Below are 21005 nucleotides of genomic sequence, written 5' to 3'. Positions count from 1 at the left end.
CCGATATTTCTATCGAGTGACAGGAATGGCTGTGCGGGGCGGATCCACCGGTCGGCGACAATGGATCCATGACCCAACTCGGTCCGGGCCGTCCGCGTCTCGCGCCACGCCGTCGCCAGGGGCAGACCCCGCGTGCCGAAATCCTCGACGCCGCGGCGGAACTGTTCACCACCCAGGGGTACGGCAGCACCTCGACCCGGGCCATCGCCGAAGCCGTCGGTATCCGGCAGGCCTCGCTCTATCACCACTTCGCGGCCAAGGACGATATTCTCGACGCGCTGCTCGGCGAGACCATCGCGGCGGCAGCCGAACTCGCCGACCGGCTCGCGCCGCGGCCCGAACCGGCGGTGGTCCGGCTGTACACGCTGGCCCGGTTCGATATCGGCCAGCTCTGCGACGCCCGCTGGAATATCGGCGCGCTGTACTTCCTGCCCGAACTGCGCGGTGAACGGTTCGCGCTGTTCCGGTCCCGGCGGGACGCGCTCCGGACGAGCTACGAACAGTTGGCCGCGCAGGTGGTGACCGGGACGGGCGGCGTGGGCGAGGCGCGGACCCTCCCGTTCCGGTTGGTGGAGACGGTGATCAATATCCGCTCCGATACCGGCGGCGTGCCCGAGGCGGCCCGGCAGGCCATCGCCGAGGCGGCACTGCGGGTATTGGGCGTCGGCGACGATCTCGCCGGCGTCCGGGCTGCGGCCGCGAATCTGGCCCGGGACCTGCGGGTGTGAACCGGCCGCTACCGGCCCCTTCGCGCGACCTCGAACTAGAACGTGTTGTAATTCTGGATACGGGTTCGCGTGAGAGGAGCCGATGGGCGTGTTCGCGTTCTTCACCAGGGAGGGTGAGCAGTACCTGCCCACCCGGATAGCCATGTCCAGCTGGAGCCCCACCCAGGTGAGTGGTCCGGCGATCTGCGGACTGCTGGCCCGCGAACTCGAGACGCGGTCCCCGGGTGAGGAGTTCGTACCCGCCCGGATCACCGTGGACCTGTTCCGCCCGGTGGTCGACGAACCGGCCACCCTGCGCAGTGTCGTGGTCCGGGAGGGTAAACGGATCTGTGTCGCCGACGCCGAGCTGTGGCAACGCGGTGAAGTGCGTTCGCGTGCGACGGTGGCGTTCCTGCGTACCGGCGAGGTACCCGGCGGAGAGCTGTGGCAGCCGCAGCGCGATTACCCGGTTCCCGATACGCCCGATACCTCGGAAGCGGGCGCGCACCCGCTGTTCAAGAGCGGCGACGGCGACTGGACCCCTGATTTCACGGCCACCCAGAACGCCGAACGCAAAGTGATCTGGCAGAACATGCTGCCGGTGGTCGCCGGCGAGCCGGTGACCCCGCTGCAACGGGCCGCGATGGCCGGTGACGCCGCCAGTCTCGTATGCAACTGGGGGACCGCCGGGATCGGCTACATCAACTCCGATGTCTCGCTGACCCTGGCGCGGGTCCCGGTGGGGCCGGGGATCGGGGTGCTGGCCCGGGACCAGGTCGCCTACGCGGGCGTAGCGGTCGGGACCACCACGCTCTACGACCGGAGCGGTCCACTGGGGACGGCCGTGGTGACGGCGATATCGAATGTGCGGCGCCAAGTCGATATGCGCCGCTACTGACCCGTCGGGAGTCAGGACCGCCGCTCGGTCCGGGACGGCCGCGGCCAGGGCCGTGCCTCCCGGGCCTCGAGGTCGGTGTTGAACCGTTCGAGATAGCCGGCGAAAGTTCGTACATCCGCTTCGCTCCAGCCGCGCAGCAGCCGGTCGAGTGCGTTGATGTTGTAGTCGCGGTCGGCCAGGACCCGGCGTTCGCCCTCGTCGGTGATCCGGAATTTGCGTGCCATACCGCCGTCCGGGTCGGGAATCCGCTCGACCAGCCCGGCCTTGAGCATGGCCGCGGTCTGCCGGTGCACGGTCGAGGTGTCCAGGCCGAAGGCCTCACTGAGTTCGCCGATGGACATCGGTCCTTCGATCCGCAGCCGGCGCAGGACCAGATAGGCGCTGCGCTCGAGATGGTCCGGCCGGCGTAGATGCGCGTTGAGGCTGTGCCGGCCCAGGAGCATGGTCTCGAATTCGATCAGATGCGTAGGTTTGTCCATGGCGGGTGTCCTGCTCGTTCTCGGATGCCGTGGCGGCTCGGAGGGCGTCCCGCCAGTCGTTATACCACGCGGCCGGTCGTGTGTTGCATCCTACATATCATATGTACGGTGCAATTCGTATGCAGTCTGCATCCGGGCCGCTACGGCATCAGCCGGCCGGTGCCGGGCGGTGCCGCCGCGCTCGGCGTTCGACGAAGAACCGGGCGGCGCGGGCCACCGAATCCAGTACGGGTTCGGGTGTCCAGCCGAGTTCCCGTTCGGCCTTGCCGTGATCCAGCCGGGACATGATGTGCATCAGGTTCACCGAGGTCACCGTGAACCGGCTGTCGCGGCCGCGCAACCGGGCCGCGGCCGCGGCGATACCGGCGGCCGGATAGAGCAGCGGCAGCGGGACGGCGGCCCGTGGCGGTTCCCGGCCGACCGCGTGCGCGGCGGCGGTGAGCAGCTCGGTATTGGTGAGGTAGCGGTCGGAGACGATATAGCGTTCGCCGGGGCGCCCGGCCGTGCCCGCCAGGATCAACGCGCGGGCCGCGTCCTCGATCCCCACCGATTCCGCCCCGGTTCCGGCGAAGCGGAACGGGAGTTCGCCGAGCGCGGCGGCGGCCACGAAGGCGCCGTGCGGCGTCGGTTGCCAGTCGCCGGGGCCGTAGGTGTTCGCGACACACATCGCCACCGCGGGCAGGCCGCGTTCGGTCGCGTAGCGCAGAACGAGGTTCTCCGCCTCGACCCGGGAGCGGACGTACGGGCCGCCGAGATGCGGCCAGTCGAACGGTACGGTCTCGTCGGCCACCCCGCCGGGACGGCGCCCGATCGTGGCGGCGGAACTGGTGAAGACGAATTTCGCCGGTCCGGCCGCGCAGGCCGCGTCGAGGACATGGCGAAGGCCCGCGATATTGGTCCGGAACAAGGGTTCGGGATCGCGGAGCCACGCCCGGGTGTCCACGGCGCAGTGGTACACGACATCGCAGCCGCGGACGGCCGCGCGCAGGGCTTCGTCGTCGAACAGATCTCCGTAGTGGATCTGCACCGGTAGATCCGCGAGCGCGCGGATATCGCTGGTCCGGCGGACCAGGACGCGGACCGGCGAGCCGGACGCGACCAGCCGGTGGGTCAGGTGTGATCCGAGGAAGCCCGACGCTCCCACCACCAGTTTTGCCGGTTCCGCCATGCGGGTGTCGCCTCCTGTCCGGGCTGTACGGATCGTCGGTCCGGTTACGAGTGTGGCAAGAACGGGTACCCCCTGTACGGGAAACCGGGCAATCGCCTGGACGCTTCTATGGACAGGTGTACATGCGTGCGTATCGGGCTCGCCCTACACGACCCCCGGGCGCGGCGCGCCACCGGACCGTTACATGTTCGGCGCGGCCGCCGAATGCGGGGCGAGTACGGTTTTTCCCGGTACATCCCGTTCGGCGACCCGGTCGCGGTGCGTGGCGCCGCCGAGTCCCGGCCGGTCCGCGCGGTGCGTGTGGTCCGGCCGCCGGACCAAGTGCGATCTGAAAGGACTCGTCCATGGCGATCGACACCGGCGGGAAACCCGCTACGCGCGAGAGCGGCATGCCGGACTCACGCAGACACAGACCGGAGGGGCGCGGCCTCGACTGGCTGGTCTTCGGAATAACCTCGATCGGCTCGGTGGCCTTCGTGCTCTGGGGGATCATCGACCAGGACAGTCTGGCCACTGTCGCCTCGAACGCCCAGTCCTGGGTCATCACCAATACCGGCTGGATGTTCGTCCTGGTCGCCACCGCGTTCGTGGTCTATGTGATCTGGCTGGCGCTGAGCCGGTACGGCAAGATCCCGCTCGGCGCCGACGACGAACAACCGGAATTCCGGACGGTCTCCTGGATCGCCATGATGTTCAGCGCGGGTATGGGGATCGGGCTCATGTTCTGGGGCGTCGCCGAACCGCTGACCCATTTCACCTCCCCGCCGCCCGGGACCGCCGAAGCCGGTAGTCCGCAGGCCGCCGAGGTCGCGATGGCCACCACGCTGTTCCACTGGACATTGCATCCCTGGGCTATCTACGCCGTGGCCGGTCTCGCCATCGCCTACGGCACTTTCCGGCGCGGCCGTTCGCAGCTGTTCTCCGCGGTGTTCCGTCCGCTGCTCGGCCGGCACGCGGACGGCTGGGGCGGTAAGGCCATCGATATGATGGCGATCTTCGCGACGCTGTTCGGATCGGCGGCCTCCCTCGGACTCGGGGCGTTGCAGATCGGTGCCGGGCTCGAGTTCAACGGCTGGATGGACGGTGTCGGCAAGGTCGGGCTGGTGGTGGTGATCGCCGTGCTCACCGTCGCGTTCATCGTCTCCGCGGTTTCCGGTGTCGCGCGCGGTATCCAGTGGCTGTCGAATATCAATATGGTGCTCGCCGTGGTCCTGGCGGTATTCGTGTTCGTCGCCGGGCCCACCCTGTTCATGCTGAACTTCCTGCCCGCCGCCGTCGGCGACTACATCGCCGATCTGCCGACCATGGCCTCGCGCACCGGGATAGCCGGCGGCGCGGAGATGGAGACATGGCTGTCCAGCTGGACCATCTTCTACTGGGCGTGGTGGATCTCGTGGACCCCCTTCGTCGGTATGTTCATCGCGCGGATCAGCCGGGGACGGACCATCCGGCAGTTCGTGGCCGGTGTCCTGCTGGTGCCCAGCCTGGTGAGCCTGGTGTGGTTCGTGATCTTCGGTGGTGCCGCCATCCGGCAGCAGACCGATACCCAGGGCCTCACCGAGGCCGACGGCAGTGTGAACCCCGATTTCGCGCTGTTCCACCTGCTCGAGGCGTATCCGATCACCGCGGTCACCACGGTGCTGGTGATGATCCTGGTGGGTATCTTCTTCGTCTCGGGCGCGGACGCGGCGTCGATCGTCATGGGCACCCTGTCGGAGCGGGGCAGTATCGAACCGTCCCGGTTCACCGTGATCTTCTGGGGTACCGCCACCGGCGCGGTCGCCGCGATCATGCTGGTGATCGCGGACTCCGACGATCTGGGCGGGGCGTTGACCGGTTTGCAGGCCTTGACCACGGTGGTTTCGCTGCCGTTCATGATCGTGATGGTGATGATGTGCGTATCGCTCTACCGCGATGTGCGCAGCGATCCGATCATCGTGCGGGCGAACCTGGGTGTCGAACTGGTCGAGGGCGCGGTGCTGCAGGGCGCGGTCAAGCACGATGGCGACTTCGAACTCGTCACCTCGCCCATCGAGACCGTGGACGGTGAACCGGTGGACGGCGACCGGTGACGCGGTAGCGAGGGTGTGCCCCGGCCCGCGCCACGCGCGGGCCGGGGTTCAGCGCAGATGTCCGCGGAAGGCCGGGCACGCCCGGCCGGGTGCCACCGGGCGGTGGGCGCGCGGCGCGCTGTTCTGCGTGGCCTCGATATAGATGCTCAGGCCGGTGCTGAGTTTGCCGGCCAGCGTCTCGAGCTGATCAGGGGAGAGTTCCTCGCCGAAGGCCGCCGCGGCGAGGAGTCGTTCCCGTACCTGTTCGAGATTGAGCCGGGCGAACGGGATGGGGGCGAGTTCGGGCATGCGGGTAACCGTACCGGAATTCGAACATATTTTCGATGGATTCCCGGTTGTCCTCCGACGCCCTCCGATCCGCCGAGGCGGGAGCTCAGCTCGCTGATTCGCCGTAGGCGGCGGCGACATCCTGGGCGGAACTCCAGCGGCTGTATGTGGGCGACTGCGGCCACCCCTCGGGTGAGTCCTGCCATTGCTCCTGGCGGCCGTACGGCAGCAGATCGAGGAGCGCGAAGCTGTAGCTCAGCTGCTCGGTACCCCGGCCGTCGGTATGCCAGGTGCGATACACGGTATCGCCGTCCCGCAGGAACACGTTCACCGCGAATCCGCCGCCGGCGGGCGCGCCGACATCGGCACCGAACGAACTGTCCGCGGTGGAGTACCAGGTCATCCGGTTGCCGACCCGGCGTTTGTAGGCCAGCGCCTCGTCGATCGGTCCCTGTGTGACGATCACGAACCGCGCGTCGTAGTTGCCGAGGAACTCCAGCCGGGTGAACTGTGAGGTGAACCAGGTGCATCCGCCGCACTGCCACGTCCCGCCCGGGGACCACATGTGGTGGTAGACGATGAGCTGCGACCGGCCGTCGAATACGTCGGCCAGGCGAACGGGCCCGGACTCGCCTTCGAGGGTGTAATCGGACATCTCCACCATCGGCAGCGCACGGCGTTCGGCGGCGATGGCGTCGAGTTCGCGGGTCGCCGCCTTCTCCCGGGCGCGGAGAGCGTCGAGGCGGTGCTGCCAGGTCCCGGGGTCGACGACGGGTGGTAGGGCGTTGCTGGTCATGAGATCCTCACTGATCGTCTGCACGGTGTGCGGTTCGTCAGTGCAGACTCCGCCCGGTCGCCGAATTCATCGGGACCGGCCACGCTTTCCGCTTCTACCTCCCGGCCGATCCCGGCCGGGAGGCGTCGGTCATCGGTCTGCCCGGCTCCCGGCGAGTGGTCCGCCGCCGGACCGTACCGCGGCCGCGGGCCGCGGGCCGGCGAACGCACCGGCGCGGGCGGCTGCCGTCGTGATTCCGGCCGCGCGATCGGGGAGGTCCGGGTCGGGAGGGGTACGCAGGAGCGTCAGCTCGTGATACAGCGGTGCGGTGGCGGTGATCAGCAGCGCCCGCGCGTCGATCGGTGGTGTGATCTCGCCGCGCCGGATCGCCCGTTCGACGATGATCTCGGATTGGGTGTACCGGTCTTCCCACAGCCGCCGCAGGGCCCGGGCGGCCTCCTCGGAGCGGAACGAGACCGCGATGAGCGCCGCCGCGATGGACGGCTGCTCGGTCATCGAGTCCTGGATCTCCTGGTTCAGTGCCGCCAGGTCGCTGTGCAGTGAGCCGGTATCGCGGGGATGCCAGTCGATATCGGCCGCGGCGGCGATCGCGTCGCTGAGCAGGCCGCCGATATCGCGCCAGCGCCGGTAGACCGTGGTGCGGTGCACACCGGCGCGGGCGGCGACCGTATCCACGGTGAGCGCGTCGTAACCGCGCTCGGTCAGTTCCGCGTGTACCGCTTCCAGTACCTGGGCGCGGATTCGCGCGGTCCGGCCCCCGGGCCGCGGTGCCGGGGTGGGGGTATCGCTCGGTGGGGAAGTCATATCGATCATCCGGTTGCTCGACGGTTCGGGCTGTGGCACCATGCTAATGCAACAGTCGTCGCACTAGTGAGGTTGCCGATGCTCATTCGAAGTGTTCACCCCGTCCTGCGGTCCGCCGGGGCCGCGTCGTATACGAACGCTTCGGAGTGTGTCCATGCCGACCCAGATCACCGCGCACGCGGTCACCAAATCCTTTCTCGGCAGCCGCGTCCTCGATGAGGTGACCTGCTCGCTCGCCGCCGGCGAGCGCACCGGGATCATCGGCGAGAACGGATCCGGGAAATCCACCCTGCTGCGGCTGTTCGCCGGCCGTGAGCGACCCGACAGCGGCGAGATCGTCGTCTGCGCCGACGGCGGTATCGGCTACCTCGCCCAGGACGAACAGCTCCCGGCCGACACCACCGTCGGGCAGGTCATCGACCGGGCCCTGCGCGAACTGCGCGCGATGGAGGACCGGATGCGCCGGCTCGAGGCCGCGATGGCGGCCGGCGACGAATCCGGCATGGCCGAATACGGCGAGCTGACCACTGTTTTCGAACTGCGCGGCGGGTACGACGCCGACGCCCGGGTCGAACGCGCCCTGCACGGTCTGGGTCTGGGGCTGGTCGCCCGTGACCGCGCCGTGGGTGGGTTGTCCGGTGGCGAGCAGGTCCGGCTGCGGCTGGCGGCGGTGCTGGCGGCCGGGTCCGAGGTGCTGCTGCTCGACGAGCCCACCAATCACCTCGACGACGATGCCCTCACCTGGTTGGAAGATCATCTGCGCACCCGGCGCGGCACCACGGTGACGGTGTCCCACGACCGGGTGTTCCTCGAACGGGTCGCCACCTCGCTACTGGAGGTCGACGCGGACCGGCGTTGCGTCGTCCGATACGGCAACGGTTACGCCGGATTCCGCGCCGAGAAAGCCGCGGCGCGACAGCGATGGGTCCAGGCCCACACGCAATGGCAGACCGATATCGAACGACTCCGCGAGACAGCGGCCACCACGGCCCGCCGGGTCGCGCCGGGCCGCGCCATGAAGGACAACAACAAGATGGCCTACGACCGGGCGGGCGGCCGGGTACAGCAGTCACTGGCCGGACGGGTCCGCAATGCCGAGGAGCGGTTGCGCCGCCTGCTCGCCGATCCGGTACCACCACCGCCGGAGCCGCTGCGTTTCGCGCCCGCACTGCGGGCCGGAAGCGGGCACGGCGTCGTGCTGGAGGCCACCGATATCGCGGTCGCGGGGCGGCTCGAGCGGACGACCGTCACCGTCGCCGCGGGCGACCGCCTGCTGGTGACCGGTCCGAACGGAGCCGGTAAATCCACCCTGCTCCGGGTCCTGGCGGGGGTGCTCGCACCGGACGCCGGTACCGTCGCCCGCCGTGGCCGGATCGGTTGTCTCGCGCAGGAACCACCGCCCGCCCGGCCCGGCGAGACCCTGCTGGCCGCGTTCGCGCGCGGTCGCGCGGGCGAGGCCGGGCAACACACCGAACGACTGCTGGCCCTGGGCCTGTTCGACCGGTCCCGGCTCACCACCAGGGTCGAGAATCTGTCCACCGGGCAGCGGCAGCGTCTGGCGCTGGCCCGGCTGGTGGCCGAACCCGCCGATGTCCTGCTGCTCGACGAGCCCACCAATCACCTCTCGCCGGGCCTGGTCGAGGAATTGGAAACCGCGCTCGCCGATTACCCGGGCGCGGTCGTGATCGTCAGCCACGACCGCCGGCTGCGGGCCCGCTGGGACGGCGCCCAGCTCGCCCTGCGGGCGTCGGTCACCGTCTGACCGGCTCCCGATCACCCACTCACCGAAGGAGTTCCGCTGTGCCCGAAGGCACCGAACCGATGCCCACCGACCCCTCCGTACTCCACCCCATGCCCGGGCAGCCGCGCGTAGTGCTGCTGAAACCGCTGCTCACCTCGCCCCTGATCGAGGCCGGCGAGTTCTCCTACTACGACGACCCGGACGATCCCACCGCGTTCGAAACCCGCAATGTGCTCTACCACTACGGCCCGGAGAAACTGATCATCGGCAAGTTCTGCGCGCTGGCGACCGGCGTGCGGTTCATCATGAACGGCGCCAACCATCGCATGGACGGACCCTCGACCTTCCCGTTCCCCACCATGGGCGGTGCGTGGTCCCGGCATATCGACCTGCTCACCGAGTTGCCGAATCGCGGCGATACCGTCGTCGGCAACGACGTCTGGATCGGCAACGGGGTGACGGTCCTGCCCGGGGTGCGGATCGGTCACGGCGCGATCGTCGCGGCCGGATCCGTGGTCACCCGCGATGTACCCGACTACGGGATCGTGGGCGGGAATCCGGCCCGGCTCATCCGCTTCCGCTACGACGAGTCCGAGATCGCCCGGCTGCTGGCCGTGGCCTGGTGGGACTGGTCCGTCGAACACATCACCGACCATGTGCGCGCGATCATGTCGGGCAGTATCGCCGACCTCGAAGCCGCCGCCGACCCGAAATGAGTGGAACCACCATGCCTTCCCACCCCGCCCATATCGCGATGGCCGGTATCCCGATCGTCAGTCATGTGTTGCCGAGTCTGCCGATCATCGCCGAACTGGTCGCCCGGGGCCACCGCGTGACCTGTGCCAACGATCCGGTCGTGGCCGATCTGCTCACCGCCACCGGTGCCGAATTCGTGCCCTGTGTCTCCGCTCTGCCGGTGGCCGACAACGACTGGCCCGACGATCCCGTCGCCGCGATGGACCTCTTCCTCGACGATGCCGTCGCCGCCCTGCCACAGTTGTCCGCCGCCTACCGGGACGACCCGGCCGACCTGTACATGTACGACATCGGGGCGTACGCCGCGCGGGCTCTCGCCGAAGCGCAGGGTCGTCCCGTACTCCAGGTGTCCCCGACCTTCGTGGGCTGGGACGGCTACGAACAGGAGGTCGCGGCGCAGCTACGGCAACTGCCGGGCGCTGATGCCCACCACGCGAAATTCGCCGGATGGCTCGCCGAATGCGGTGCGGTGACCACCGATGTGGACGCCTTCTCCGGTCTGCCCGGCCGGGCGCTGGCCCTGATACCGCGGGCGATGCAACCGCATGCCGACCGGGTCGATACCGAGAAGGTGACCTTCGTCGGACCGTGCTTCGGCCCGGAGGGGCCCGAGGGCAGCTGGGCCCGCCCGGCCACGGCGGACAATATCCTGCTGATCTCGCTGGGCTCGGCCTACACCCACCGGCCGGAGTTCTACCGGCAGTGCCTGCGCGCCTACGGTGACCTGCCCGGCTGGCATATCGTCCTGCAGATCGGAAAACACACCGACCCGAAAGAACTCGGTGCCGTCCCGGCCAATGTCGAAGTGCACTCCTGGGTCCCGCAGCGAGCCGTCCTGGAGCAGGCGGACGCCTTCCTCACGCACGCCGGGATGGGCGGGTGTGGTGAAGGCCTGCTGGCGGGTGCCCCGATGATCGCGGTACCGCAGGCCGCCGAACAGTTCCGCAATGCCGACCGGTTGGTGGAACTGGGTGTGGCCCGCCGTATCGATACCGGCGACGCCACTCCCGAGAACCTGCGGGCGGCCCTGGCCGACCTCGTCGGTGACGCCGGGGTGGCCGCGCGGTCCGCGCGGTTGCGCGCCGATGCGCGCGCCGAGGGCGGCACGATGCGCGCCGCCGATCTGATCGAGTCGTTGCTGCGCTGAGGGTGCCCGGCGACCGGGGTCCGACCCGCACGGTGCCTGCGGATTCGCGATGGGACCGAAACCTTTTCCGCCCTCGATATCGGACCGGGCCTGCTCCGGTCGTGGATACACCGGGGACGCTCGCTGCGACGGAACCGAGCCCGGTCCGGCCGAATGGGTGTGCGCGGTCACCGAAGCGAACGCGCGTGCCCGAGGCGTCGATCCCGGCGTGGCCGGACGAATCGGGTATGTGGCGCCGGGTCAGCCGATCACGGCGTTCATGATGGTGCCCGCGCTGGTGGCGATGACACCGCCGATCATCGCTCCGGCCACCATCTTCGGCGACTCCAGACCGCCGCCGGACCATTTCTCCCAGGCGAACTTGCCGCCGGCGTAGATGATCGCGCAGATTCCGGCGAGCAACACGAACCAGGTGAGATACCTGACCAGTTGCAGGAATTTATCCGAGATGGGGGGTGCTTCGGGTGTGGGGTTGCCGATTTGCGCCAGCGTATCGGTCACGGCGGCCAGTATCATCTCGCAGCTCACTCTTGATTCGGGGTGGGCGGGAACGCTAACGCATCGTAACCGCTCGCCGGGTCGGTCGCAGTAATCCCAGGTCCGGGTAGGTGTTCGGGTCACCAGCGGTTATAGCGTGAAAGTCGCTGCGCGGCAAGAACTTGCGCAGTGCCGGTACCGGTCTGGATGATAGAGGAGGGGCTCGTACCCCGGACACTATCGGCGAGGGAGCAGACGGTGAGCAGCATCGCGGCGTCGGTTTTTGACGCAGTATCGGTATACGCACAGGTCAGCGACCCCACCCCGGAACGGCCGCCATTGGCGGACAAGATCGATCAGTTCCTTCGGTACGGTACCTGGCTGGCCATCCTGTCGGGCACGATCAGCATTATTTTCGCGGGTGCCAAGTTCGCCTGGGAGAAGTGGTCCGGCGGTGGGATGGAATCGCCGAAGATGGTGGCCGGAGCGATGATCGGCGGTGTCGTCGCCACCAGCGCGGGCACCATCATGAATACCGTTCTGTCCATCTGAGAACGGCCGCGCCGACGGCGTCCGCTACGATCCAGCTATCTCCGCGTATCCTGCTGGCAGTCCTTCCGACAGCGATGAGCAGGGAGAATGCCAATGCGCGAAGTGCCCGCCGCGGTGGCTTCGGACACCACGGGCCGGCCGGTATCCGATCGTTCGCGGATGACCCGGCGTTCGCTGCTCGGCCTGATCGCGGTCACCGGTCTCACGGCGTGCGGGGGCGGTGAACCCGGCAGCCGGATCGAACCGTCGGGCACCCCCGCCTCGCGGCGCGAGGTAGCCGCCGACGCGTATGTGTTCGGCTACCCGATGGTCCTCATCGATACGATCCGCAAACGCGCCCTGGATACTGTTCCGGTCAACCGGTTCCAGCACAGCTCGGGGATTCCCGACGCCGGTCAGCGCACCGTCGTCCGGATCGACCTGGACAATCTGTATTCGGTGGCCTGGCTGGATCTGCGCAAGGAGCCGGTGCTCTTCGCGGTGCCCGAGATCGAGGACCGGCGCTGGGTGATGCAGGTGCTCGACGCGTGGTCCAATACCGCGCACACCCCGCGCAACCGAGATCCGCAGGTCCCGCCCGACGCGAAACCGCCGTACGCCTATGCGGTGACCGGGCCGGGCTGGAACGGGACGCTACCGCCCGGTGTGGTGGAATTGCCGGTCCCGACCTCCGACGCCTGGCTCTACGGGCGGATCGAGGTACGTGATTCGGCGGATGTGCGGGCGGTGCGCGCTATCCAGGCGCAGCTGCGGCTCGCGCCGTTGAGCGCGTGGAACACTCGGGCGGCCACCGAATCGGAATCTCTTCCGGATCCGGGGGACTGGTCGGAATCGGTGGGGCAGGACCCGGTCGCGCGGCTGTCGTCCCGAGAGTTCTTCGAACAACTGTGTGAGCTCATGGTGGACAACCCACCGGCCCCCGCGGACGAACCCGCCGTCCGGCGGTTCGGCACGATCGGGATCCGGCCCGGCGGCTCGCCCGAAGGGGTGAGTACCGGTGAACTCGACGCGGGTGTCGACGCGGCGAAGAAGAAGCTGGCCGCCTATGTCGACCCCGGCAGTACTCTGCGCGACGGCTGGGTGCTTGATACGAGTGTCGGCCGGTACGGCACCAACTACCTGTTGCGCGCTTCGACCGCGGAACGGGGCGTCGGCGCGAACATCGCCGAGGCAGTTGTGTACCCGGCGCTGTTCGAACAGGCCGACGACAACGGTGTCCCGCTGGAGTTCACGCTGCGATTCCCGCCGGGGCAGGCGCCGCCGGCGCAGACCTTCTGGTCGCTCACCGCCTACGGCGCCCAGGGTTTTCTCGTACAGAACCCGGCGGGTATCCAGAGTGTGGGCCATACCCTCGCACCGGAGTTCGCGGCCGACGGAGCCCTGGAGATCGCGGTCCAGGCCGCCGATCCCGGTCCCGGGGTCCCGCGGTCCAATTGGTTGCCGATACCGGAGCAAGGCCAGTTCTCGCTGGTGCTGCGCGTGTACGACCCGGAACCACAGGTGCTGGACGGCCGCTGGTTTCCGCCACCTCTGGTGCCGTAGACCGGAGTCGCCGGAGACATCCGGTGGACCGCTGTGCGATTCCGCGGCCGGCGATCAGATATTGGCTCCCTTGGTTCGATTGCAGCCGCGGCACAGGATCTGCAGATTGGCGGCGCTGGTGGCGCCCCCGCGGCTGAGCGGGATCACATGATCGAATTCCAGATAGTGGCTGTCCCCGCATTCCGCGCAGCGGCCGCCGTCCCGCTGCCACACCTCCGCTTTCACCTCCTGGGGGATACTGCGGGAATCACGCTGGCCCGGTGCCAGGACGAGGCGTTTGGCGATGCGCAACGCCCCTTCCAGCGCAGCCGCCAGGTATTCCGGGTCGGTGACGGCGAAGGTGGCGCCGCCGCGCGCGGAAGTGGCCGCGACGATCACGGTGTCGTGTTCGGCGGCCACCGAGACGATCCGGGACCACGGCAACTCGACTCCGGCGCCGGTACCCACGAAGCGCAGCTTCTTGGTACTCACGATCAACCGGCCTTCGATATGTTTGGGTCCGCGGGCCAGCTCCCGGATCTGGGTCGCGTCGATATCCAGGTAGACCAGTTCCTCGGCGTCCAGGTGCAGGCCGGGAGTGGCGATCGCGGGCAGATCACCTTCCCGCAGCCGGGACAGCGCCCGGCCGCGCGCCATGCGCGACCGGAGTTCGTCGATCAGCGGACCGCGCAGACCCAGATCGGTGACGGCGTGCTCCACATCGTCGTATTCCTCGGCCGAGATCTGCCCGTCGGCGAAGGCGAAGGCGACCCGGCGCTCGACATACTGCCGTGCCGCCGGTTCCAGCGCGGCGCGGGCGGCCGCGGCGTCGATGCGCTGATAGCGCAATGAGGCCCACAGCGCCTCCCATTCCGGGCCGCGCGGTCCGGACGAGGCGAGCAGCCGGGCGGCCCGGGTGTGCCAGTGGATGAGGAATTCCTCGGTTTCCACGGCACAGGAAGTACACGGATGGTGCCCGCCGAAGACCCGGCGGCGGCGTCGTACTCCGCAGCGCTCGCACTCGTGCGCGTTCGGCCGGGTGATCGGACGCCGGTCGGCTGTCCACCGCTCGCCGTCCCACCAGCGCAACCGCGCCGGATCCTCGGGGTCGCGGTGCCAGTCGGCGTGGGCGGGATCCGGAGGTGCCGGGAGCCGGACCGGTTCGGTGGTGGCGAGCCGGCGCAGGGTCACCGTGCCCGGCGTCTGCCGCGCGGGCGGCTCGGTGAAGCGGTCCCAGGGTGCGGTGGGCACCGCGGCGGACCGGGTCTCGTCGAGTCGGTAGTGGGCGTTGCCCGGATGAGTACCGGACGGGGTGCGGGTCGCGCCGTTCGCGCGGGCCGCGTTCCGGTCCGGGTTGCGGCCCGCCGGTGCGGGGGTGCCGGTGTGGCGCGCACCCCCGGCCGCCGTCCCGGTGCGGCGGTTCCCTGCGCCGGACGGCCGGTCGAGAACCGTGGTTCGCGGATCCGCGGCCGCGGCTGCGGGTGCGGGTGCGGTGGACGGCCGGTCCGCGAACTCCTCGGCCGGGGCCGGCGCTGCCTCCTCCGTGCGATCGGTATCGCCGGGTGCGAGCGGGGCCGCGGGGCGCCCGGCCGCGGGATCGTCGTCGACCTGGATACCGAACTCGGTCACCAGACCGGCCATGCCGGCGGCCCAGCCCTGGCCGACCGCCCGGAACCGCCAGCCTCCGTCGCGGCGGTAGAACTCGCCGAACATCATGGCCGATACCGATTCCACGTCGTCGAGGGTGAACACGGCGACCGGGCCGTCGACCGCGAAGACGGTGAGGGTGAGCCCGTGCAGGTCGGGGAAGGTCGCGCCCTCCAGCGAACCCGACACCACGATGCGGTCCACTTCGGCTTCGGTACGCGGTAACGACACGCTCAGCCGTGCCGTGCCCGGATCCGGGTCCTGGTCGAGGGTGACGGCCTGGGAGATGTGGCGGGGTGCGTTGTAGAAGACCAGATCCCGATCCCCGCGCACGGTCCCGTCGTCGCCCAGCAGCAGGGCGTGCGCGTCCAGCGCGTGGTCCGACCGCCAGGAGATCACCACGGCCAGAAGGGATGTCGGTATCGGCGTATTGGCACCCTTGCTCAGTTCCATCGCCGTCGAACTATGCCATGTGCGGCCGACACGCCCGCAGGTGTGCAGGTCGTGGTGGTTTTCGGGAGGGCGCGGCAGAGTTGTGTTCCATGATGCGATACCTCCGCGGACCGCATGGACAAGCTTGGGAGAAGGTGTCGTGATGCGATTCCTCCGCCTTCGCTGCGGCCTCCGCGGACCGCATGGACATGCCTTGAAGAAGGTGTCGTGATGCGATTCCTCCGCCTTCGCTGCGGCCTCCGCGGACCGCATGGACATGCCTTGAAGAAGGCGCCGTGATGCGATACCTCCGCCTTCGCTGCGGCCTCCGCGGACCGCATGGACAAGCTTGGAAGAAGGTGTCGTGACCGATCCGGGGCAGCCGGGGGAGAAGAGACCGGGGAGCCGGCGGGTCCCCACACCCGCCGATGTGCTCGCGGCCGCGCAGTCGGCGGTGGACGCCGCGCAGTCCGCGGCCGGCCAGGCGCTCGAGGCCGCGCAGCTGACCGCCGGCCAGGCTTTCGACGCGGCAGTACGGCTACCGCCGGCCTCCGCGCAGCTCGCGGCGCAACTTCCCGATGTGCTGGACAATCTGTCCACCGCCGTCGACCGGCTCAATGCCACCATCGACCGGCTCGACCGCACCCTGGCGCTCGCCGACCCCGCGTTCGCCGCCTACGACCGGCTGCTGCCGCGGCTGGAGGCGCTGATCGCGCTGGGTGAGGATCTGTTCGGCGCGCTGTCCCGGCTGCCCGGGGTGGGCCGGCTCGGCCGGATGGCCGGTCTCACCACGCCCGAGGCTCCGGAACCGGAACCCGAGCCGAAGAGGCGGCCCCGGCGCCGGTCCTGAATCGTCAGGCCGTATCGAGTGCCAGGCCGTTGTAGGGGGCATCGTGGTCGGTGCGGTCGTGCGCCGGCCGGACCCGGACCTCCTCGTCGTCGAAGGTGATCTGCGCGTTCTTGTTCGCGCTGAGCAGGATCAGCACCAGTTGGTCGGCGATCCGTTCGGCGGTCTCACCGCTGGGGTAGCGGCCCAGCACCCGGACACTGGGCCCGACAGTACCGCTGCCCCGGTCGTAGTCCCATTGCCCGCTACCGGTCGTCACCGCCAGCCGGGCCACGACCTCGACGGCGCCCGCGCCGTCGTGCGGACCGCGTTCCCGCACCGATTCGGTGCCGATCTCGATGATCTGGTCGGCCCGAAGCCAGTCCCCACCATGTGTTTTCACCCAGAGCTGTGCCATCGCTCCATTGTCGCGCTGTTCGCGGGATCGAGTCGCTCGTTTCTCGTGGGCCGCAGTACTTCTCGTCCGGTCGCGGTGCTCTTACCCGGCCGCGGGCACCTCGAGGGCCGTTGCGGCCGCGACGGCCGGTTCCGTGGCCAGCGCCCGGTACACCGCGGCGGCCTTGAGCAGCATCTCCTCGTATTCCGCCGCGGCCACCGAATCCAGCACGATCGCACCACCGGCACCGATCTGCCAGCTCCCGCCATAGCGCACCGCGGTACGGATGACGATATTGAGGTCGGCCGTACCCCCGAGACCGAGGAACCCGATCGTCCCCGAGTACACCCCCCGTGCCCGCGTCTCGAGCGTGTCGATGATCTCCATGGTGCGGATCTTCGGCGCCCCCGTCATGGATCCGCCGGGGAAACAGGCGCGCAGGCAATCGACGACACCGGTATCCGCGCGCAGGGTGCCCCGCACAGTCGAGACCAGCTGGTGCAGTGTCGAGTACGTTTCGGTGACCAGCAGTTCGCGTACCCGGACGCTACCGATCTCGCAGACCCGGCCCAGATCGTTGCGCAGCAGATCCACGATCATCACGTTCTCGGCCCGGGTCTTGGGGTCCTCGGTCAGGGCGCGGCGCAGCCGGTCGTCCACGATCGGATCCGGATCGCGCCGGGCGGTGCCCTTGATCGGTTTCGTCTCGACGACGCGGTCGCGGTCGATCTTCAGGAAGCGCTCGGGCGAGGAGCAGGCGATCTCGAGCTCGTCGAACCGGAGATAGGCCGAATAGGGGGCGGGGTTGGCCCGGCGCAGCGTCCGGTACACGTCCAGTCCGCTCGTGACGGCGGGAAAGGCCAGCTGGTCGGTGAGGGTGATCTCATAGGATTCGCCGGCCCGCAGCGCGCCCTGGCAGTCGGCGATATCGCGGAGATAGCGGGTCCGGCCGCGAACCAGATGTTCGTCCAGCCCGGTGGTGTCGTGTCCACCGGTGATCGGGGGTGGATTCGACCAGGTGGGCAGCGTCTCCAGGATCGCCGCGGTGGTGCCCAGCCACTCGCGGGCCGCGTCACCGCCGGATTTTCCGGCCAGTCCCAGCAGGTATGTGCGTCCGGCGAGATGGTCGACCACCACCATCCGGTCGGCGAAGATCCATTGCGCGTCGGGGGCCGGGGCCCGGTGTGCGGCCGTCCCGCCGCAGTCGGCCTTGACCTCGTAGCCCAGGTAACCCACGTAACCGCCGGCGAAATCGAAGGGCAGCTCCACCGGGAGCGCTGTATTCCGCGTGCGCAGCGCTTCGGCCAGGTAGTCCAGGATCGTGCCGGGCTCCTCGCGATAGCGCCCGTCTGCGGTGTGCACGGTGACCACCCCGCTGCCGACCCGGTAACGCACCACCTCGGCCAGAGGCCCGGCGGCGTCGCCGAGGAAGGAGAAACGGTCCAGACCCGGTTCCACATGTTCGCTGTCGAGCCAGAAGGCGGTCGCCGAGGTGCCGTACAGCCGCAGGAAGGCCGCTTCGGTATCCACGGCTCGCTCGAGTACGCGGTGCTGCAGGGTCACGGAGAAAGACATCGTGGTCCGAACCCTACGCCGCAGCCGTGTCTCCAACTGTTGTCGGTTGCCTGCAGTTTGTCCGGGTGGGTGGGGCACAATGTCAGGCATGTCTGTTGCGCAGCCGGTAGGCGTGGATCGTGAGCACGTCGACTTCACCGTGGTCGGGAACTGGATGGACGAGCGTGGGCTCACCGGCGGTGAGTTCCGGGAGGTGAAGGCGCTCGGTGGCGGAACGCAGAACATCATGCTGCGTTTCACCCGGGGCGGGCGCGACTATGTGCTGCGCCGCGGTCCGGCGTATCTGCGTCCCAAGAGCAACGAGGTGATCCGGCGCGAGGCGCGGCTGCTGGGCGCGCTCGCCGGTACCGATGTCCGGGCGCCGCGGGTGATCGCGGCCGAACCCGACGAATCGGTACTGGGCGCGGTCTTCTACCTGATGGAGCCGATCGAGGGTTTCAACCCGCAGACCGAGCTGCCCGCACCCTTCGCCGAGGACGCCGAGGCCCGGCGGCAGATGGGATTGTCCGCGGTCGAGGCCATCGCCCGGCTCGGCGCGCTGGACTACCGGGCGCTGGGCCTGGACGATTACGGCAAACCGGAGGGTTTTCTGGAACGCCAGGTCGGCCGCTGGATGCACGAACTCGAGTCGTATTCGGCGAACGAGGGATACCCCGGCCCGCAGATCCCCGGTCTGGACGCGGTCGCGGATTGGCTGGAGCGGCACCGGCCCGCCGAATGGACGCCCGGGATCCTGCACGGCGACTGTCATCTCGCCAACATCATGTTCTCCTACCAGCGGCCCGAGGTCGCGGCCCTGGTCGACTGGGAGATGTCGACCATCGGCGATCCGCTGCTGGACCTCGGCTGGCAGATCGCCACCCGGCCGGAACCGGGCACCTCCGGTGCGGCGTTGATCGGCAAACTCGGCGAGGCCGGATCGCTGCCGACGAGTGCGGAGATGATCGAGCACTACGGCAGGTTCTCCGACCGCGATCTGAGCGCCGTCACCTGGTACACCGTGCTGGCCTGTTTCAAACTCGGCATCGTGCTGGAGGGCACCTACGCGCGGTCCTTCGCGGGTAAGGCGCCGAAGAAGGTCGGCGATTTCCTGCACGCGAACACACTGGAACTGTTCGCGCAGGCGCGCGGACTCATGGAGTGAGAACAGGTTTCATTATCTCGGCCGGTTCCCGAGGAGTTCCACGCCGCCGGTGGTGAACTCCGGCCACGCGTCCCGGTCTCCGGCGGGCGACCGGCCCGCGGGGGTATCAGTAGTGGAAGCGGACGATTCGGAAGCGCTCCGGGATGCGGTCGGCGGTGGTTTGCCGACGCCGGCCGCACTGGAATGGTCGGTCGACCAGTTCTCTCCGGAAAATCTTCCGCGAACCACTAGAACGTGTTCCAGTTCGTATCGTACTGTGGAGGCTGTCACATGAAAGCCCGCGCATGCGAGAGGTCGGACACGAATGAAGACGAAGGGCGCGATCCTGTGGGGGATCGACGAACCGTGGTCGGTCGAGGAAATCGAACTCGGTGATCCCCGCGCCGGTGAGGTGCAGATCCAGCTGGAAACCGCCGGAATGTGCCATTCGGACCATCACATGGTCACCGGTGCCACCCCGATGCCGTCGTTCCCGGCCATGGGCGGCCACGAAGGCGCGGGCGTCATCACCAAACTGGGCCCCGATACGCCGCCCGACCTCGCTGTCGGCGATCACGTGGTGCTGTCGTTCATCCCCGCCTGCGGCCGCTGTCCGGCCTGTGTGGCGGGGCATATGGCCCTGTGCGACCTCGGTATGGGCCTGCTCTCCGGGCAGTCCATCAGCGACGGCAGCTACCGCATCCAGGCCCGCGGTAAAGACGTCATCCCCATGTGCCTGCTCGGCACGTTCTCGCCGTATATGACGGTGCACTACAGCTCGGTGGTCAAGATCGATCCGGAGATCCCGTTCGAGGTCGCCTGCCTCGTCGGCTGTGGTGTGCCCACCGGTTTCGGCTCCTCCACCCATGTGGGCAATATCGGCCCCGGCGATACGGCGGCCATCGTCGGTATCGGCGGCGTCGGGATGAGCGCGCTGCAGGGCGCGGTGCTCTCCGGTGCGCAGAAGGTCGTCGCGATCGACCCGAATCCGTGGAAGCTGGAGCAGGCCAAGAAATTCGGCGCCACCCACACCTACAGCAGTATGGCCGACGCCATCGTGCCGCTGATGGAGGCCACCGAGGGCCGGATGGCCGACAAGGTCATCCTGACCATGGGCGAGATGCAGGGCGAGTACATCGAAGAGGGCCTGATCCTCACCGCGAAGGCCGGGACGCTGGTCGTCACCTCGATGGGCCGGATGGACTCCTTCGATGTGAAACTGAACAGCTTCCTGCTCTCCATGCTCCAGAAAACGGTCAAGGGCTGCATCTTCGGCGGCGGCAACGCCCGCCAGGACATCCCGCGACTGCTCTCGCTGTACAAGGCCGGCCAGCTGAACCTGGACGATATGGTCACCCGCAGCTACTCGCTGGAGGATGTGAACCAGGGCTACAAGGACATGCTCGACGGTAAGAACATCCGGGGCATCATCAAGTACACGGACGCGGATCGCTGATCCCGCTCCGTCGGAGTCACCGGCGGATCTGCGCTGTAACCCCCGGTGGGCCGAACATTTCCCGGCCCACCGGCCCACCGGCCCACCGGCCCACCGGCCCACCGGCCCACCGGCCCACCGGCCCACCGGCCCACCGGCCCACCGGCCCACCGGCCCACCGGCCC

Annotated in this window: 20 protein-coding genes; 11 read left to right on the top strand and 9 right to left on the bottom strand. The window is 68.8% G+C overall.

Annotated features, from left to right (window positions below; all coding sequences use genetic code 11):
- Positions 1–68 precede the first annotated feature (68 nt).
- Positions 69–728: a TetR/AcrR family transcriptional regulator gene (locus ACWEWT_RS19685; protein WP_452560789.1), complete on the top strand. Its 660-nt coding sequence runs from the start codon at positions 69–71 to the stop codon at positions 726–728.
- Between the two features lie 82 nt (positions 729–810).
- Entirely contained in the window at positions 811–1605 is a 795-nt protein-coding gene (locus ACWEWT_RS19680) for an acyl-CoA thioesterase domain-containing protein (protein WP_452560788.1), read from the top strand.
- A gap of 11 nt (positions 1606–1616) precedes the next feature.
- Here ACWEWT_RS19680 and ACWEWT_RS19675 read toward each other — a convergent pair whose 3' ends face one another.
- Both ACWEWT_RS19675 and ACWEWT_RS19670 read right to left on the bottom strand, forming a co-directional pair.
- Positions 1617–2084: a MarR family winged helix-turn-helix transcriptional regulator gene (locus tag ACWEWT_RS19675; protein WP_452560787.1), complete on the bottom strand. Its 468-nt coding sequence runs from the start codon at positions 2082–2084 to the stop codon at positions 1617–1619.
- Positions 2085–2232: 148 nt separating this feature from the next.
- Complete coding sequence (locus ACWEWT_RS19670) at positions 2233–3252, bottom strand: NAD-dependent epimerase/dehydratase family protein (protein ID WP_452560785.1); 1020 nt, start codon at positions 3250–3252, stop codon at positions 2233–2235.
- 389 nt (positions 3253–3641) lie between these two features.
- On the opposite strand from ACWEWT_RS19670, the gene ACWEWT_RS19665 reads away from it, so the two are divergent.
- The gene (locus tag ACWEWT_RS19665) at positions 3642–5324 is read left to right on the top strand and encodes a BCCT family transporter (protein ID WP_452561039.1); all 1683 of its coding nucleotides are present in this window, start codon (positions 3642–3644) and stop codon (positions 5322–5324) included.
- 48 nt (positions 5325–5372) lie between these two features.
- Here ACWEWT_RS19665 and ACWEWT_RS19660 read toward each other — a convergent pair whose 3' ends face one another.
- The 3 genes from ACWEWT_RS19660 to ACWEWT_RS19650 all read right to left on the bottom strand — a co-directional run bounded on the left by ACWEWT_RS19660 (position 5373) and on the right by ACWEWT_RS19650 (position 7191).
- Positions 5373–5612, bottom strand: coding sequence for a DUF6374 family protein (locus tag ACWEWT_RS19660; RefSeq protein WP_452560783.1), 240 nt, complete (start codon positions 5610–5612; stop codon positions 5373–5375).
- 85 nt (positions 5613–5697) lie between these two features.
- Positions 5698–6387 carry a DUF899 domain-containing protein gene (locus ACWEWT_RS19655; protein ID WP_452560781.1) on the bottom strand — a complete coding sequence of 230 codons (690 nt, stop codon included), beginning with the start codon at positions 6385–6387 and terminating at the stop codon, positions 5698–5700.
- A 129-nt stretch (positions 6388–6516) separates the two neighbouring features.
- Entirely contained in the window at positions 6517–7191 is a 675-nt protein-coding gene (locus ACWEWT_RS19650; protein ID WP_452560779.1) for a TetR/AcrR family transcriptional regulator, read from the bottom strand.
- A gap of 154 nt (positions 7192–7345) precedes the next feature.
- On the opposite strand from ACWEWT_RS19650, the gene abc-f reads away from it, so the two are divergent.
- Genes abc-f through ACWEWT_RS19635 form a run of 3 tightly spaced genes read left to right on the top strand, consistent with a single transcriptional unit; the run spans position 7346 to position 10835 of the window.
- Positions 7346–8953, top strand: coding sequence for a ribosomal protection-like ABC-F family protein (gene abc-f, locus ACWEWT_RS19645; RefSeq protein ID WP_452561037.1), 1608 nt, complete (start codon positions 7346–7348; stop codon positions 8951–8953).
- A gap of 59 nt (positions 8954–9012) precedes the next feature.
- Positions 9013–9648: a CatB-related O-acetyltransferase gene (locus tag ACWEWT_RS19640; protein ID WP_452561036.1), complete on the top strand. Its 636-nt coding sequence runs from the start codon at positions 9013–9015 to the stop codon at positions 9646–9648.
- Positions 9645–10835: a macrolide family glycosyltransferase gene (locus ACWEWT_RS19635; RefSeq protein ID WP_452560778.1), complete on the top strand. Its 1191-nt coding sequence runs from the start codon at positions 9645–9647 to the stop codon at positions 10833–10835. Before ACWEWT_RS19640 ends, ACWEWT_RS19635 begins: the two co-directional genes overlap by 4 nt.
- Positions 10836–11075: 240 nt before the next feature.
- Here the strand turns inward: ACWEWT_RS19635 and ACWEWT_RS19630 are convergent, their stop codons facing one another.
- Positions 11076–11351 carry a hypothetical protein gene (locus tag ACWEWT_RS19630; RefSeq protein ID WP_030524066.1) on the bottom strand — a complete coding sequence of 92 codons (276 nt, stop codon included), beginning with the start codon at positions 11349–11351 and terminating at the stop codon, positions 11076–11078.
- Positions 11352–11570: 219 nt separating this feature from the next.
- On the opposite strand from ACWEWT_RS19630, the gene ACWEWT_RS19625 reads away from it, so the two are divergent.
- Together ACWEWT_RS19625 and ACWEWT_RS19620 are read left to right on the top strand one after the other, a co-directional pair.
- Positions 11571–11864, top strand: coding sequence for a hypothetical protein (locus tag ACWEWT_RS19625; RefSeq protein ID WP_452560776.1), 294 nt, complete (start codon positions 11571–11573; stop codon positions 11862–11864).
- A gap of 93 nt (positions 11865–11957) precedes the next feature.
- A complete protein-coding gene (locus ACWEWT_RS19620; RefSeq protein ID WP_452560774.1) occupies positions 11958–13406 on the top strand; it encodes a DUF1254 domain-containing protein in 1449 nt (482 codons plus the stop codon).
- Between the two features lie 54 nt (positions 13407–13460).
- Here ACWEWT_RS19620 and ACWEWT_RS19615 read toward each other — a convergent pair whose 3' ends face one another.
- On the bottom strand, positions 13461–15485 hold the full coding sequence (locus ACWEWT_RS19615) for a TerD family protein (RefSeq protein ID WP_452560773.1): 2025 nt from the start codon (positions 15483–15485) through the stop codon (positions 13461–13463).
- Between the two features lie 343 nt (positions 15486–15828).
- On the opposite strand from ACWEWT_RS19615, the gene ACWEWT_RS19610 reads away from it, so the two are divergent.
- Positions 15829–16314 carry a hypothetical protein gene (locus ACWEWT_RS19610; RefSeq protein ID WP_452560771.1) on the top strand — a complete coding sequence of 162 codons (486 nt, stop codon included), beginning with the start codon at positions 15829–15831 and terminating at the stop codon, positions 16312–16314.
- Positions 16315–16318: 4 nt separating this feature from the next.
- Here ACWEWT_RS19610 and ACWEWT_RS19605 read toward each other — a convergent pair whose 3' ends face one another.
- A complete protein-coding gene (locus ACWEWT_RS19605; protein ID WP_452560770.1) occupies positions 16319–16708 on the bottom strand; it encodes a hypothetical protein in 390 nt (129 codons plus the stop codon).
- A gap of 81 nt (positions 16709–16789) precedes the next feature.
- Positions 16790–18262 (bottom strand): aminodeoxychorismate synthase component I, encoded by a 1473-nt coding sequence (gene pabB / locus ACWEWT_RS19600; protein ID WP_452560768.1) that lies wholly within the window; start codon positions 18260–18262, stop codon positions 16790–16792.
- A gap of 79 nt (positions 18263–18341) precedes the next feature.
- On the opposite strand from pabB, the gene ACWEWT_RS19595 reads away from it, so the two are divergent.
- The gene (locus ACWEWT_RS19595; RefSeq protein ID WP_452560766.1) at positions 18342–19406 is read left to right on the top strand and encodes a phosphotransferase family protein; all 1065 of its coding nucleotides are present in this window, start codon (positions 18342–18344) and stop codon (positions 19404–19406) included.
- A 304-nt stretch (positions 19407–19710) separates the two neighbouring features.
- Positions 19711–20841, top strand: coding sequence for an NDMA-dependent alcohol dehydrogenase (locus ACWEWT_RS19590; RefSeq protein ID WP_452560764.1), 1131 nt, complete (start codon positions 19711–19713; stop codon positions 20839–20841).
- Positions 20842–21005 lie beyond the last annotated feature (164 nt).

The sequence above is a fragment of the Nocardia sp. NPDC003963 genome, from assembly GCF_053605105.1.
This window is presented reverse-complemented; position numbering and strand designations above follow the sequence as displayed.

Coding starts and splice junctions, on each gene's coding strand:
- ACWEWT_RS19665 (WP_452561039.1), top strand. CDS start 3,642: ATGCCGGACTCACGCAGACACAGACCGGAGGGGCGCGGCCTCGACTGG.
- ACWEWT_RS19640 (WP_452561036.1), top strand. CDS start 9,013: ATGCCCACCGACCCCTCCGTACTCCACCCCATGCCCGGGCAGCCGCGC.
- ACWEWT_RS19655 (WP_452560781.1), bottom strand. CDS start 6,387: ATGACCAGCAACGCCCTACCACCCGTCGTCGACCCCGGGACCTGGCAG.
- ACWEWT_RS19670 (WP_452560785.1), bottom strand. CDS start 3,252: ATGGCGGAACCGGCAAAACTGGTGGTGGGAGCGTCGGGCTTCCTCGGA.
- ACWEWT_RS19615 (WP_452560773.1), bottom strand. CDS start 15,485: ATGGAACTGAGCAAGGGTGCCAATACGCCGATACCGACATCCCTTCTG.
- ACWEWT_RS19680 (WP_452560788.1), top strand. CDS start 811: ATGGGCGTGTTCGCGTTCTTCACCAGGGAGGGTGAGCAGTACCTGCCC.
- ACWEWT_RS19675 (WP_452560787.1), bottom strand. CDS start 2,084: ATGGACAAACCTACGCATCTGATCGAATTCGAGACCATGCTCCTGGGC.
- ACWEWT_RS19685 (WP_452560789.1), top strand. CDS start 69: ATGACCCAACTCGGTCCGGGCCGTCCGCGTCTCGCGCCACGCCGTCGC.
- pabB (WP_452560768.1), bottom strand. CDS start 18,262: ATGTCTTTCTCCGTGACCCTGCAGCACCGCGTACTCGAGCGAGCCGTG.
- ACWEWT_RS19590 (WP_452560764.1), top strand. CDS start 19,711: ATGAAGACGAAGGGCGCGATCCTGTGGGGGATCGACGAACCGTGGTCG.
- ACWEWT_RS19595 (WP_452560766.1), top strand. CDS start 18,342: ATGTCAGGCATGTCTGTTGCGCAGCCGGTAGGCGTGGATCGTGAGCAC.
- ACWEWT_RS19635 (WP_452560778.1), top strand. CDS start 9,645: ATGAGTGGAACCACCATGCCTTCCCACCCCGCCCATATCGCGATGGCC.
- ACWEWT_RS19620 (WP_452560774.1), top strand. CDS start 11,958: ATGCGCGAAGTGCCCGCCGCGGTGGCTTCGGACACCACGGGCCGGCCG.
- ACWEWT_RS19650 (WP_452560779.1), bottom strand. CDS start 7,191: ATGACTTCCCCACCGAGCGATACCCCCACCCCGGCACCGCGGCCCGGG.
- ACWEWT_RS19660 (WP_452560783.1), bottom strand. CDS start 5,612: ATGCCCGAACTCGCCCCCATCCCGTTCGCCCGGCTCAATCTCGAACAG.
- ACWEWT_RS19605 (WP_452560770.1), bottom strand. CDS start 16,708: ATGGCACAGCTCTGGGTGAAAACACATGGTGGGGACTGGCTTCGGGCC.
- abc-f (WP_452561037.1), top strand. CDS start 7,346: ATGCCGACCCAGATCACCGCGCACGCGGTCACCAAATCCTTTCTCGGC.
- ACWEWT_RS19630 (WP_030524066.1), bottom strand. CDS start 11,351: ATGATACTGGCCGCCGTGACCGATACGCTGGCGCAAATCGGCAACCCC.